Raw genomic sequence first — 12394 nt, 5'->3', positions numbered from 1 at the left:
GGTTCGGGGTGGCGTGCGCGGAGGTGGGCCATAGCGGACACGCTGCGAGCCATCCCTGGGGCTCGACGATGGCCATCCATGGCCATCGACGGTCCGCCATGGCCCACCTCCGTGCACGCTATGAATGCCGCAGCTGCCAGAGTTGTTCCGCCGGGGATCGATTGATGATGGCGAGCTCAGAGTTTGCCTGCGGGGCCGGGTAGTTGAACTGATGGACCGTCGATAGCCAGGGATGGCTATCGTCGAGCCTACAGGGACGTACTTGCGGCGTGTCCAGCAGTTCAGCTACCCGGCACAGCGTTGCACCTACCCCCGATGCCTCGTAATGTCTTGGCACCAAGAGCAGGAATAAACAGCATGGCGATCAAACAGAGCGAGCAATACCAGCTGGTCATACGCAGCCTGTCCGACCGGCTGGTCGAGGCGCAGGCGCCGATTCGCATACTCGATGCCATCAAATGGGATGATAGCCTGCGCGACGAATTTTTCCGCAAGGGCTGCAACACCATCCCTGATGTGGGTCCGGATTACTACGCCGGGCGCCCCATGAACTTCGACCCGGCCGAGCGTTTGCAGCTGTTTCAGGACATCGAACGCGATATTACGCGTCAGCTCGGCACCTTCAATCCGGTCGGGCAGATCATGCGCCGCATGTGCCGTGAATACCGCATGGTCATTCGCATGCTGGAAGGGCGTGGCACGCCGGAGCTCGGCCGTATTTCCCAGGAACTCTATGGCTCGGCTTCGGATGCCTTTCACGCGGGCGATCCGACCCTGACCGACCTGAGTATCACGCTCAGCGAATCACTGGCCAATATCGGCTCGGATCTCGGCCGGGAACCCAAGCACATCCCGGCGCCGGAAGCGGTGGCGATCCTGCAGGAGAAAATGAATCTGGCGTTTCCGGACGACCAGGCGGTGCGCGTATTCGAGTCCGACGGCATCGTGGCCGATGCCGCAGCGGGTGCTGACTACATCAAGATCCGCAGCGACGCCATGTTCAACCAGCGTGACCTGAAGATCCTTGCCGTGCACGAAGGCATGGTCCATGTGGCAACCAGTCTCAACGGTCAGCATCAGCCCATCTGTACCTTCCTGGCCAAGGGGCCGCCGTCATCGACGGTCACTCAGGAAGGGTTGGCGATCCTCATGGAAGTGATCACCTTTGCCTCCTATCCGGCGCGTCTGCGAAAGCTCACCAACCGTACCCGGGCCATTCAGCTGGCCGAGACCGGTGCTGATTTCATGGATGTGTTCAGGTTCTATCTGGAGGAAGGGTATTCAAAGCAGGACAGCTACACCAATGCCAGCCGGGTGTTCCGGGGGTCGAGCAGTAATGGTCTGCCGTTCACCAAGGACCTGGCGTACCTGAAGGGCTTTATCCTGACGTACAACTATATCCAGCTGGCTGTACGCAAGGGCAAGCTGCAGCAGATTCCGCTGCTGTTCTGTGGCAAGACCACGCTCGAGGACATGCGCACGCTGGGGCAGTTGGTGGAGGAGGGGCTGGTGGTGCCGCCGCGCTATCTGCCAGAGCCCTTTGCTGACCTGAACGCCCTCAGCGCCTGGATGTGTTTCTCCGGCTTTTTGACCAACCTGAGCCTCGATCGTATCGAGGCTGACTATGCGAATATTCTTTGATGGAGCCGTTTGATGTCTGACGATAATGAAATCAACAAACTGCCGTTGATTCTGACTGCACTGGGTACGCTGCTGGCGACTGTTGCGATCCTGCACTTTTATGGGTACCTCAATTTCGTACGCGAGGAGGAAGGGTTGCTCGTTGCCGAGTTCAGCCTGGTCACGGTTGGCACCGAGGAAGCCGGACAGGTACGCAGCAAACCTGCCTATCAGGTTGCCGAGTGTGTGGACGGCGTTCTGATACTGCACGACAGCCGACACAATGGGCTGTCCGGTCTGCTCGTCGACGACCGGCAGCGTATTGTGCGTTGTGATGCGCAGAGCGTGCCGGCGCTGCAATAGCTATGGTCGACCAGGCGAGCATTCAACTGGAGCCAGGCTGGCGCGAGGCATTGGCGGAGGAATTCGACAAACCCTATATGCGTGAGCTGAAAGCCTTCCTGCTTGAGCAGAAGGTGGCGGGCAAAAACATCTACCCTCCCGGCCCGCTGATATTCAATGCGTTGAACAGCACGCCGCTTGAGCAGGTCAAGGTAGTGATTCTGGGTCAGGATCCCTACCACGGCCCAGGGCAGGCGCACGGCCTTTCCTTTTCTGTGCCTCCGGGGGTGGCGATCCCGCCTTCGTTGAGAAATATCTTCAAGGAGCTTGAACGTGATCTTGGCCTGGCACCGCCCCGGCATGGCTGCCTGGAAAGCTGGGCCGGGCAAGGCGTGTTGCTGCTCAATGCAGTGCTGACGGTCGAGCAGAGCCTGGCTGGCTCGCACGCCAGGCACGGCTGGGAACGTTTGACTAGCCGCATAATCGAAGTGCTTAACGAGCAGTGTGAGCATCTGGTATTCATGTTGTGGGGTGCTTACGCGCAGAAGAAGGGCGCGCAGATTGATGCATCCAGGCATCTGGTGCTGACCTCCGCCCATCCTTCACCGCTGTCTGCACACCGCGGTTTCATTGGTAACGGACATTTTTCCTCTGCCAACGCCTATCTACAAAAACATGGCCGGAATCCCGTCGATTGGAGTTTGCCCGACTGCAGGTAAACCCCTTATGGGCGGCATTCAGGCGTCAGGCGGGCCATACTGTAGGCTCACCGGAAAGGAGATTGTTATGGAGCATGTGCCTCAACCTTACACCGCACTGGTGCCCCGCACTGACAAGCTGGTTGTGCAGAAAGTCGGCCACACGGCGCTGGTGACCATGGATAACCCACCTGCTCATACCTGGGATTCCGATACGCTGCACGGGCTGTATGAACTAGTGGATCATCTCAATCACGATCCGGAAATATACGCCGTGGTGCTCACCGGGCGCGGCAATCAATTTTTCTCGGCTGGCGCTGATCTGAAGCTGTTGGCCGACGGGGACAAGGCCCGGGCAAGGATGCTGGCTCGATTGTTTGGCCAGGCATTCGAAGCGCTACGAGATTTCTCCGGTGTCACGATTGCCGCTATCAACGGCTACGCGCTGGGCGGCGGGCTGGAATGCGCACTGGCCTGTGATATTCGTATTGCAGAGCGCCAGGCTCAGTTGGGGCTGCCCGAGGCCGGCGTCGGGCTGCTGCCGTGCGCCGGAGGCACTCAGGCGTTGGCGTGGCTGGTGGGTGAAGGCTGGGCCAAGCGGATGATCCTCTGCGGTGAGCGAATCGACGGCGTCAAGGCCGAACGGATAGGGTTGGTCGAGGAGGTGGTTGAGGAAGGTCAGGCGGTGACCACCGCGCTGCGGCTGGCGGCCCAGGTCGCGCGTCAGAGCCCGTTGGCGGTCCGCCATTGCAAGCGGTTGATCCAGGGCGCACGCCGCCAGCCAATGAACAGTCTGTTGGCGGAAGAGCGGGAGCGCTTTGTCGATCTGTTTGATGCCGAGGACACGCTGGAGGGCATTAGTGCCTTTCTGGACAAGCGTCCGCCGCAATGGACCAATCGCTGACGCCCTGGTTGCCGGCTTCGCACTGACGGCATAATCGGCAGTCCCGCATGACTGCCGATACCCATCGGATTCAGGCCAGGAGCTGCATCGCAGCTTCCATCTCCGCCGACAGGTCCTCGTCTTCCCCTTCGTTCTGGGACAATCCCAGCTTGGCAAAGGAGGGCAGGCTGTTCCAGTCCATCTGGGTAAACGGATGGTCTGTGCCGCTCAGACCTTGCAGCATGGCCACCTGAATGATGTCCGCGTAATCGGTGGTTTCGGAGTTGCGCTGGAAGTCCAGGTGCTCCGAGGGAATGCGCCGCAGCGGCAAAGGGAAGTCCCAGGCTTCGAGGATACGGTTGCCCAGTACCGGATGCAGATGCTCGATGACCCTATCCAGGCTCGCCGGGTCGCGCAGCAGCTCTTCGTGTTCTTCTGCGTAGCTGAGTATGGGCAGCATCCCGATCTGATGAACCAGGCCGCCGAGGGTCGCCTGGTCGGGCTTGAGTCGGGTGTAGTGACGGCACAGGACATGGCATATGCCCGCGACTTCCAGACTGCGGGCCCACACCTGCCGCATCTTCTGGTCGATGACATCCGAGGTCGCCTGAAACATCTGCGCCATGGCAAGACCGGTGGCCAGGTTGGCGGTATAGGAGATGCCCATCCGATTCACCGCCATGGACAGATCGGTTATCTCCTGTCGGGTGCGCAGCAGGGGACTATTGACCACTTTGATCAGACGCGCGCTGAGTGCGGCGTCGTTGCTAATCTCATGTACCAGCGCCGGGATGGATACATCTGGATTCTCTGCAGCTTCTCTTACCCGCAGGGCCACCTCGGGCAAGGTCGGCAGAACCAGCTGATCCCTGTCAATAGCGTCCATTAGTTGGGCTTGCACCCGTTCAGCCAGATCTGTCATACAAAATCCCTTGTCAATTGTCCCTGTCGGCTTCGCTGGCTATCAGTTCGGACTCATAGGGTAGGTCCGCCATGGTAAGCAAGGGTCCGCCACTGTCTGCCACGCTCATGGTGGTCAATTGTGCCGCATCCTTCTGCAGCACGGCCAGCATTTCCACAATATGACTGCTGCGCGCGGCGATGACTACTTCGCCGAGCAATTTTCCGGTGTCGCGGTCGACAATGGGCGTGCCCGGAGGAGGAGGGGCCTCGCCGGCGAGTAACAGGCGATACATCCGACGCTTGAGCTTGCCCAGATACTCCATGCGCGCAACGATTTCCTGTCCTGTGTAACAGCCTTTGCGAAAGCTGACCCCGCCCAGCTGCTGCAGGTTGAGCATCTGCGGTATGAAGCTTTCATAGGTGGGCTGGGTGACCTCGCCAATGCCAGCGCGGATCTGTCGCACTTGCCATTCATCTGTGGCCGCCGGTGTAGCACTCCGGCACAGCCTGTCCAGCGTGGGCTGGGCCTCAGCGGTCGGCAGCCAGATTTCGAAGGCGTCTTCGCCTAGCCGGACCACCAGTGTGTGGCCGGTATGCGCTACATCATTGGTGCGAGCCGGCACATCAAGGTCGACGGTGCGCAACGCCGCCTGCGCGTCGGGACCCCAGAGACCCAATCCGACCCACTCTGTGGAGGCATCGGTCAGCGCGGTCTTGAAAAACACAGCGTACTTGCTCAGCTCGCTGACTTGTCCTGCGACCAGATCACGGTGCATGCACAGCAGGTACTCGTCTTCGCTGGGTCTGAGCAGACGGAAACTGGACTGCATGCGGCCCTTGGGATTACAGCGTGCGCCGAGGGTGCTGATATCAGTGGTGATTTTGTCGACGTCGCAGGTCACCTGGCCTTGCAGAAATTTGGTCGGATCGGCCCCGCGTGCGCTCATGACGCCCTGGTGTGCAAGCCAGGTAATAGCGGTCCCGTCAGTTTCCCTTTCCGCTTTCCGGGGGAACCGGTCAGACAGAAGAGAGTGAATGTCATGTGTCTGGGTCATGGGATTCCAAGTGTCGGTGAATGGGCCTGTTACATCATAGGATCAGGCGTGACCATTTGTCAGTCCTGTCGGTGCGCGTGTCAGGATTCGTGGGTGTTTCATCGCAAGCCGCGACGAAATGGCAACAGACCCTGGATGGACTTCCGGCTATAATGAATTTCAGCGTCAAGCAGCGTTCAAACTGGTAATGGAGATGTCGATGTCGGCCGAAGTGGAATATAAACGATTGTACTGGCACAGCCGCCGCGGCATGCTCGAACTGGATGTACTGCTTCTGCCTTTTCTGGAAGAAGCCTATCGCGATCTGGAAGACGCAGATAAGGACCGCTACCGGATGCTACTCGAGTGCGAGGACCAGGATATGTTTGGTTGGTTCATGCAGCGCAGTGAGCCGGAAGACGCGGATCTCAAACGCATCGTGAGGATGATATTGGATCGTGTCCAGCCCAACTGATTTTCTCATGCTCAAACGACAGCCCTCCCGGTTTCTTGGAGGTGTGCTGTTAGTCATGTCGCTTCTGGCGATTACGGCACTGTACCGAAGCAATCTGCCGGGTCTGCACGCTGGGATATTTGCAGCGGCGGTACTGGCCTATTGCTGGTGGGTATGGCCCCGCCAGATCAGTCTGCAGCACGCCCATTCGGTCACCGGGCTGCGCTTCGACAGCCATGGCTGGCACGTGCTGCGCCGCGATGGCTCGGAAGCCGGTGCCAGCCTGCAGCCGGATACCTTTGTCAGCGCTTTTCTGGTTGTGGTCAGGTTGCGTGAACCGGGTCGGTGGTTCCCTGTTTCGGTCATTTTGCCCGCTGACTCCGCCCCCGAGGATGCGTTGCGTCGGTTAAGGCTGCGGCTGCGCTTCAGCCGCCAGCGTTGGGCGGCTGCAGAATAGTATCTTTGGCTTCGGGCAATAGATCCGGGTAGTCCAGCGTGTAATGCAGTCCACGACTCTCCCGGCGCTCGATGGCGGAGCGAATGATGAGGTCGGCGACAACCGCCAGGTTGCGTAGCTCCAGCAGATCCCGGGTGACCCGGTAGTTACTGTAGAACTCATGAATTTCGGCCAGCAGCATATCCACACGATGTTTGGCGCGTTGTAGGCGCTTCGTGGTTCTGACGATACCCACGTAATCCCACATGAAACGTCGCAACTCATCCCAGTTGTGCGAAATAATCACGTCTTCGTCGGAATCGGTGACCTGGCTTTCATCCCAGGGCGGCAGGTTCTCCGGCATGCGGGTGCCGGCCAGATTGTCCAGAATATCCTGCGCTGCGGAACGGCCATACACGATACATTCAAGCAGCGAATTGCTCGCCATCCGGTTTGCGCCATGCAGGCCGGTGAAGCTGGCCTCGCCGATCGCGTACAGATTCTCCCTGTCAGTCCGTCCGGCGCGGTCAACCATGACGCCCCCGCAGGTATAGTGCGCCGCCGGGACCACGGGAATGGGCTCGCGGGTGATGTCGATGCCGAATTCCAGGCAGCGATCATGCACGGTGGGGAAGTGGCTGCGAATGAACTCGGCAGGTTTGTGACTGATATCCAGGTACACGCAATCGATGCCCAGGCGTTTCATTTCGTGGTCGATGGCGCGGGCGACGATGTCGCGGGGGGCCAACTCAGCACGCTTGTCGAAACGCGGCATGAAACGGCTACCGTCGGGCAACTTGAGGTAGGCACCTTCACCCCGCAGGGCCTCCGTCACCAGAAAGCTTTTTGCCTGTGGGTGGTACAGGCAGGTGGGATGGAACTGGTTGAATTCCATATTGGCGACGCGGCAGCCGGCCCGCCACGCCATCGCGATGCCATCTCCGGAGGCGGCGTCGGGATTGCTTGAGTACAGGTAAACTTTGCTGGCGCCGCCGGTAGCCAGAACGGTGAAGCGGGCACTGAAGGTTTCAACATGCCCCGTGGCGCTGTTCAGGATGTAAGCGCCCAGGCAACGGTTGCCGGGCTGGTTGAGCTTGGCTGAGGTGATCAGGTCGACCGCGACCCGGTTTTCCAGTAATTCGATATTGCCATGGGCCTGCGCCCGGCGGAGCAGGGTCGTAAAGATGGCGGCTCCGGTGGCATCCGCAGCATGAATAATCCGTCGATGGCTATGGCCTCCTTCGCGGGTCAGATGGAAGTCATCGGTCTCGTTGCCGTCTGCTCCCCTTTCCCGGGTGAAGGGCACGCCCTGATCAATCAGCCAGCCGATCGCTTCACGGCTATGGCCGACGATATGCCGGACCGCATCTTCGCGGCACAGCCCACCGCCGGCGTCGAGGGTGTCCTGAACGTGCGCGTCAACGGTATCGCTGTCATCCAGCACGCCTGCGACGCCGCCCTGGGCCCAATAGGTCGAGCCTTCCGACAGCTGGCCCTTACTCAGCACGGCAACGCGCAAGTGCGCGGCAAGATGCAGGGCGAGTGTCAAGCCGGCAGCGCCGCTGCCGATAACCAGTACGTCGTATTTCAATTCAGGCGTCATCTCGAACTCTTGTCAGTCAGTGTCAGAGGGTGCGAAGCAGTTACCTGGGTGAGTATATAGAAGCTGTCTGCCATGCAATACTTTCCTGTATGGTTGCGCTGCCAGGCAGGAATCTGCCAACCAAGGCACCTAATGGAACTTTTTTCGTCGCTATTGTTCCTATTGCTGAACCTGATAAGGGGAGAACTTTTGGCTACATTGCGGGTCTATCACAACAGGGCGCGACAGATACCTGTTCGCAACGGAGAGCCTGGGAATGGCTGAACAGACAGACCAGCAGTTGGTCGAACGGGTTCAAAAGGGTGATAAGCGGGCATTTGATTTGCTGGTCCTGAAGTATCAGCACAAGATTTTGGCGTTGGTTACTCGTTTTGTTCACGATACGCATGAAGCGCAGGATGTGGCGCAGGAAGCCTTTATCAAGGCTTATCGAGCCTTGGCGAACTTTCGGGGCGATAGTGCGTTCTATACATGGTTATATAGGATAGCAATCAACACCGCGAAGAATTACCTGGTGGCCCGAGGCCGACGTCCGCCTGATTCGGATATCGCAGCCGAGGATGCTGAGTACTACGAGGGCGACAGTGCCCTTAAGGATATTCACTCACCGGAGCGGGATCTGCTACGCAATGAGATTGAGCAGGTTGTCAATCGGACCTTGCAGCAGTTGCCGGATGATTTGAGAACAGCTTTGACCCTGCGCGAATTCGAGGGTTTGAGTTACGAAGATATTGCCGCTGTGATGGAATGCCCGGTAGGTACCGTTAGATCGCGTATTTTTCGGGCGCGTGAGGCAATCGACAAAGCCCTCAAACCCCTGCTGGAAGCATAAGCAGGCAATAGGGTTAACGCAGCGAGCCCTCAGGGCCTTTAGTAGAGGTACACCAATGAGAAGCGAATCCTTGCAGGAATCTCTCTCCGCAGTCATGGATGGCGAAGCCGGAGACCTAGAATTACGGCGGGTGCTCCAGGCAACGGAACAGGAACCTGCTGTGCGCGATACATGGGAGCGCTATCAGATTGCCCGGGCTGCAATGCATAAAGAGCCGTGGCAGGGCAAGGTGGATCTGTCCGCCGGGATCGCTGCTGCCTTGGCGAACGAGCCCACTCCGACAGCTTCCTCCCAGCCTTCTGCGCTCTGGCAGAATATGGGCAAGCTGGCTGTTGCGGCTTCCGTTACCCTGGCAGTGCTGGTTGGCGTGAAAATGGTCAATCAGGAAAACGTGCCTGGCGAACCGGCGATCGTTGCTGAGCGGCCTGCCCAGGAGGCTGCCCCCGCACCTTCAACGCCTGCTGCTGCTCCGGCAGTCAGACAGTCTGGCAGCGCGGTCCTGGCAGGGTTCCCCGCAACATCCGATGCGACGGCCCCATCCGACTGGCATGAAAAGCGGATCAGCAATTACCTTCGCCAGCATGCAGAGCAGGGCACCCAGGCTGCAGCACCGAGTCCGGTTCCCTACGCACGTGCCGCGAGCCTGGATGACAAATAGTGTTATCAAGGGGGAGCGTCCATAGGCGGTCCTGTTGGTTGTTCGTCATGCTCCTCGGAGCACCCGTGGCGATGGCAGGGGAAGCCCAGAACTGGTTGTCGCGTATGACCGAGGCAGCCGGGAAACAAAGTTTTCACGGCGCCTTCGTCTATGAGCGAACCGGAAGCTTTACCACTCATGAGATCTGGCGTCAGGTCGGTGATGATGTTACTACCGAGCGTCTGGTGCAGACCGATGGAGAATATCAGGAGTGGCTGCGCCGTAACGGTAAGTTGATTTGTGCCACGACCGGCGGGCCAGTAATTGCCAGTCAGGAAGCGTCGCAGACCATTAATCGGCCGGAGCTGCTGGAAGAATGGTACGAGCTTCAGGTACTTGGCGCGACGCGGGTGGCATCGCGACCTGTGACGGTGGTGGCGGTGAAGCCACGCGATGCTCATCGATATGCCTATGAGTTCTATCTGGACTCAGATACCGGTCTGTTGCTCAAGTCGTTGATGGTCAATGAGCGACAAGCTTTGCTTGAGCGTTTCCAGTTTGCCACCTTCGAGTTGAATCCGACCCTTGCTGATGCAATGGCGCCGGGCAAGGGGTGTCTCGAGGTCACCGATACTGAAGCTGAAGCCATGGTGGCGGATAGCCAATGGCAGCCCGCCTGGTTACCCCCCGGGTTCACCGAAGGTCGGCAGGCGCAGTTGCTTAACGAGGGTGACGGACAAATTATCAGTCAGGTCTACACCGATGGCTTGGCTCGCTTTACGCTATTTATCGAGCCCCTGAGCGAAGAGCATCAAGCGGAAGACTTGCGCGCCCAGCTTGGTCCCACCGTTGCGGTTAGCCGGAAACTGAATCTTACTGAAGGTCTTTTCCTTGCCACCGTTGTCGGAGAAATCCCACCCGCGACCGCTGAACGCATCGTCGGCTCACTGTTGCCCGAGCAGGGTGCTCAGACGCCATGATCGAAGAACAGGGCCGCGTGCTCAGCGTCGAAGAAGGCGCCGTATGGGTCGAGACTGTGCGTCGCAGCACCTGCGGCTCCTGCCAGGCGCGGGCCGGTTGCGGTCAGGCGCTGTTGCAGCGCCTCGGATCTGGCGCGCGGCAGGGTTTCATCCGGGTTGTGTCCGACCGCGAATGTCATGTGGGTGACGAAGTCGTCATCGGTATTCCGGAAGATGCCGTGGTCCGCGGTTCGTTCTGGGTCTACGTGGTGCCGCTAGCAGCTCTTTTTACATGTGGTTCGCTGGCGGGCGCGTTGGGTGCAGGCGAGCCGGGCACGATTGCAGCCGCGTTTGCCGGCTTGTTCGGTGGCTTTGGCATAGTGCACTGGCATGCGCGCCGCAGTGCCGCTGATCCTTCCCTGCAGCCCCGTGTTCTGAAATCTCAGCAATCGGTCGTTTCGCAGAGTTGATCCCGCCAGTCTTTTCTTGAACAATCTACCGAGTTCTTATCTCAATGGGGAGTTGGTTCACATGTCGATCGCGCAACGCTGGTTACTAGCGGCCGCCGGGACGCTGTTGCTGTCCTGGCAGTCCACATCCATGGCGCAGAACCTGCCGGATTTCGCAGACCTGGTTGAAGAGGCTTCGCCTGCCGTGGTCAATATCAGTACTCGTCAAACAGCCCCTACCCGAGGCACCGGCATGCCCCCTGGAATGCCTGACCTTGAGGGGCTGCCGCCATTGTTCCGCGAATTCTTCGAGCGCGGTATTCCTCAGCAGCCGCCCCAGCAGCAACGGGCGCCCCAATCGTTGGGCTCCGGCTTTATCACCTCAAAAGACGGTTACGTATTGACCAATAATCATGTGGTCGCGGGTGCCGACGAGATATTCGTGCGGCTGTCGGATCGCCGTGAAGTTGAGGCCAAGCTGATCGGCGCCGATCCCCGTTCCGATTTGGCCTTGCTGAAGATAGACGCTGGCGAAGACCTCCCGGTCGTGCGGATTGGTAAGTCTGCGGACATCCGTCCAGGTGACTGGGTGCTCGCGATTGGCTCTCCCTTCGGGTTCGATTATTCGGTGACCGCAGGCATAGTCAGCGCCAAGGGACGAAGCCTGCCGAATGAGAGTTATGTTCCATTCCTGCAGACTGACGTAGCGATCAACCCGGGTAACTCCGGTGGTCCGCTGTTCAATCTGGATGGCGAAGTGGTCGGTATCAATTCGCAGATATTCACGCGCTCGGGCGGCTTCATGGGGTTGTCCTTTGCTATCCCGATCGATGTGGCAATGGATGTGGCCGAGCAATTGAAGAAAGACGGCGTTGTGCGCCGCGGCTGGTTGGGCGTGATTATTCAGGAGGTTAACAAGGATCTCGCCGAGTCCTTTGGCCTGCGCAAGCCGGCGGGTGCGCTGGTGGCCCAGGTAATGCCTGAAGGACCGGCTGAAGAGGGCGGGCTGCAGGCCGGTGATGTGATACTTGAGTTCAATGGTGAGGAAATCAACCTGTCTTCGGATCTGCCGCACGCGGTGGGCCGCGTGCGTCCCGGTGAGAAGGCAAGCCTGGTGATCATGCGTAACAAGAAGCGCCAGAACCTTGAGATGACCATCGGCGCGCTGCCGGACGATGAGGAAATGGCTGCGGCGTCGGGTCCCAGTACGCCTGGCGGCGCCGCAACGGCCGCCAATCGACTGGGTCTGATGGTGGCGGACCTTACTGCTCAGCAGAAGCAGAACACCGGGGTCGAGTCAGGTGTGGTCGTGCGGGAAGTACGCCAGGGCCCGGGCGCAATGGTTGGTTTGCGGCCCGGCGACATCATTACCAGTCTCGATAATCAACCGGTGGATTCGGCGGAAACATTCGAAGAGCTGGCCGACAAACTGCCAACCAATCGCTCCGTTTCGATGCGGGTTATTCGTCAGGGGCGGGCCAGCTATATCACTTTCCGCCTCACTGAATAAGGTCGCTGCGGCCGTCAAGCCAAGGGGGCGGCGC

At 59.3% G+C, this 12394-nt stretch carries 14 protein-coding genes; 11 read left to right on the top strand and 3 right to left on the bottom strand.

Annotation, left to right across the window (positions count from 1 at the left end):
• Positions 1-357: 357 nt before the first annotated feature.
• From FHK95_RS01110 to FHK95_RS01095, 4 genes are all read left to right on the top strand, one after another.
• On the top strand, positions 358-1641 hold the full coding sequence (locus tag FHK95_RS01110) for a flavohemoglobin expression-modulating QEGLA motif protein (RefSeq protein WP_150302740.1): 1284 nt from the start codon (positions 358-360) through the stop codon (positions 1639-1641).
• A 12-nt stretch (positions 1642-1653) separates the two neighbouring features.
• Positions 1654-1983 (top strand): hypothetical protein, encoded by a 330-nt coding sequence (locus FHK95_RS01105; RefSeq protein ID WP_150302739.1) that lies wholly within the window; start codon positions 1654-1656, stop codon positions 1981-1983.
• Positions 1984-1985: 2 nt separating this feature from the next.
• The gene (ung, locus tag FHK95_RS01100) at positions 1986-2681 is read left to right on the top strand and encodes a uracil-DNA glycosylase (RefSeq protein WP_150302738.1); all 696 of its coding nucleotides are present in this window, start codon (positions 1986-1988) and stop codon (positions 2679-2681) included.
• Between the two features lie 67 nt (positions 2682-2748).
• Positions 2749-3564, top strand: a complete 816-nt coding sequence (locus tag FHK95_RS01095; protein WP_150302737.1) for an enoyl-CoA hydratase — start codon at positions 2749-2751, stop codon at positions 3562-3564.
• Between the two features lie 70 nt (positions 3565-3634).
• Here FHK95_RS01095 and FHK95_RS01090 read toward each other — a convergent pair whose 3' ends face one another.
• Both FHK95_RS01090 and ygfZ read right to left on the bottom strand, forming a co-directional pair.
• Positions 3635-4465, bottom strand: coding sequence for an HDOD domain-containing protein (locus FHK95_RS01090; protein ID WP_150302736.1), 831 nt, complete (start codon positions 4463-4465; stop codon positions 3635-3637).
• A gap of 13 nt (positions 4466-4478) precedes the next feature.
• A complete protein-coding gene (gene ygfZ / locus FHK95_RS01085) occupies positions 4479-5420 on the bottom strand; it encodes a CAF17-like 4Fe-4S cluster assembly/insertion protein YgfZ (RefSeq protein WP_268977537.1) in 942 nt (313 codons plus the stop codon).
• 280 nt (positions 5421-5700) lie between these two features.
• Between ygfZ and FHK95_RS01080 the strand changes: the two genes are divergently transcribed.
• Together FHK95_RS01080 and FHK95_RS01075 are read left to right on the top strand one after the other, a co-directional pair.
• On the top strand, positions 5701-5955 hold the full coding sequence (locus FHK95_RS01080; protein ID WP_150302734.1) for an FAD assembly factor SdhE: 255 nt from the start codon (positions 5701-5703) through the stop codon (positions 5953-5955).
• Positions 5956-6010: 55 nt separating this feature from the next.
• Positions 6011-6391: a hypothetical protein gene (locus FHK95_RS01075; RefSeq protein ID WP_150302733.1), complete on the top strand. Its 381-nt coding sequence runs from the start codon at positions 6011-6013 to the stop codon at positions 6389-6391.
• On the opposite strand, the gene nadB is transcribed toward FHK95_RS01075, so the two are convergent.
• Positions 6360-7973 carry an L-aspartate oxidase gene (nadB, locus tag FHK95_RS01070; protein WP_150302732.1) on the bottom strand — a complete coding sequence of 538 codons (1614 nt, stop codon included), beginning with the start codon at positions 7971-7973 and terminating at the stop codon, positions 6360-6362. The two genes, FHK95_RS01075 and nadB, sit on opposite strands and share 32 nt — an antisense overlap.
• A gap of 256 nt (positions 7974-8229) precedes the next feature.
• Between nadB and rpoE the strand changes: the two genes are divergently transcribed.
• The 5 genes from rpoE (at position 8230) to FHK95_RS01045 (ending at position 12360) form a co-directional block, all read left to right on the top strand.
• Positions 8230-8805, top strand: coding sequence for an RNA polymerase sigma factor RpoE (gene rpoE / locus FHK95_RS01065; protein ID WP_150300648.1), 576 nt, complete (start codon positions 8230-8232; stop codon positions 8803-8805).
• 55 nt (positions 8806-8860) lie between these two features.
• Positions 8861-9463 carry a sigma-E factor negative regulatory protein gene (locus tag FHK95_RS01060; RefSeq protein ID WP_150302731.1) on the top strand — a complete coding sequence of 201 codons (603 nt, stop codon included), beginning with the start codon at positions 8861-8863 and terminating at the stop codon, positions 9461-9463.
• A gap of 71 nt (positions 9464-9534) precedes the next feature.
• Positions 9535-10422 carry a MucB/RseB C-terminal domain-containing protein gene (locus FHK95_RS01055; RefSeq protein WP_235906688.1) on the top strand — a complete coding sequence of 296 codons (888 nt, stop codon included), beginning with the start codon at positions 9535-9537 and terminating at the stop codon, positions 10420-10422.
• Positions 10419-10871, top strand: coding sequence for a SoxR reducing system RseC family protein (locus tag FHK95_RS01050; RefSeq protein WP_150302729.1), 453 nt, complete (start codon positions 10419-10421; stop codon positions 10869-10871). The genes FHK95_RS01055 and FHK95_RS01050 overlap by 4 nt, the downstream gene beginning before the upstream one ends.
• 61 nt (positions 10872-10932) lie before the next feature.
• A complete protein-coding gene (locus FHK95_RS01045) occupies positions 10933-12360 on the top strand; it encodes a DegQ family serine endoprotease (RefSeq protein ID WP_150302728.1) in 1428 nt (475 codons plus the stop codon).
• Positions 12361-12394: the final 34 nt, after the last annotated feature.

Source organism: Pseudomonas saliphila (assembly GCF_008638345.1).
GTDB lineage: Bacteria > Pseudomonadota > Gammaproteobacteria > Pseudomonadales > Pseudomonadaceae > Halopseudomonas > Halopseudomonas saliphila.
Note: the sequence above shows the minus strand (reverse complement) of the source record. Positions and strands in the feature narration are given on the sequence as shown.

Bases quoted from the DNA above. Each gene is read 5' to 3' on its own strand.
- FHK95_RS01110 (WP_150302740.1), top strand. From the start codon at position 358: ATGGCGATCAAACAGAGCGAGCAATACCAGCTGGTCATACGCAGCCTG.
- FHK95_RS01105 (WP_150302739.1), top strand. From the start codon at position 1,654: ATGTCTGACGATAATGAAATCAACAAACTGCCGTTGATTCTGACTGCA.
- ung (WP_150302738.1), top strand. From the start codon at position 1,986: ATGGTCGACCAGGCGAGCATTCAACTGGAGCCAGGCTGGCGCGAGGCA.
- FHK95_RS01095 (WP_150302737.1), top strand. From the start codon at position 2,749: ATGGAGCATGTGCCTCAACCTTACACCGCACTGGTGCCCCGCACTGAC.
- FHK95_RS01090 (WP_150302736.1), bottom strand. From the start codon at position 4,465: ATGACAGATCTGGCTGAACGGGTGCAAGCCCAACTAATGGACGCTATT.
- FHK95_RS01080 (WP_150302734.1), top strand. From the start codon at position 5,701: ATGTCGGCCGAAGTGGAATATAAACGATTGTACTGGCACAGCCGCCGC.
- FHK95_RS01075 (WP_150302733.1), top strand. From the start codon at position 6,011: ATGTCGCTTCTGGCGATTACGGCACTGTACCGAAGCAATCTGCCGGGT.
- nadB (WP_150302732.1), bottom strand. From the start codon at position 7,973: ATGACGCCTGAATTGAAATACGACGTACTGGTTATCGGCAGCGGCGCT.
- rpoE (WP_150300648.1), top strand. From the start codon at position 8,230: ATGGCTGAACAGACAGACCAGCAGTTGGTCGAACGGGTTCAAAAGGGT.
- FHK95_RS01060 (WP_150302731.1), top strand. From the start codon at position 8,861: ATGAGAAGCGAATCCTTGCAGGAATCTCTCTCCGCAGTCATGGATGGC.
- FHK95_RS01055 (WP_235906688.1), top strand. From the start codon at position 9,535: ATGGCAGGGGAAGCCCAGAACTGGTTGTCGCGTATGACCGAGGCAGCC.
- FHK95_RS01050 (WP_150302729.1), top strand. From the start codon at position 10,419: ATGATCGAAGAACAGGGCCGCGTGCTCAGCGTCGAAGAAGGCGCCGTA.
- FHK95_RS01045 (WP_150302728.1), top strand. From the start codon at position 10,933: ATGTCGATCGCGCAACGCTGGTTACTAGCGGCCGCCGGGACGCTGTTG.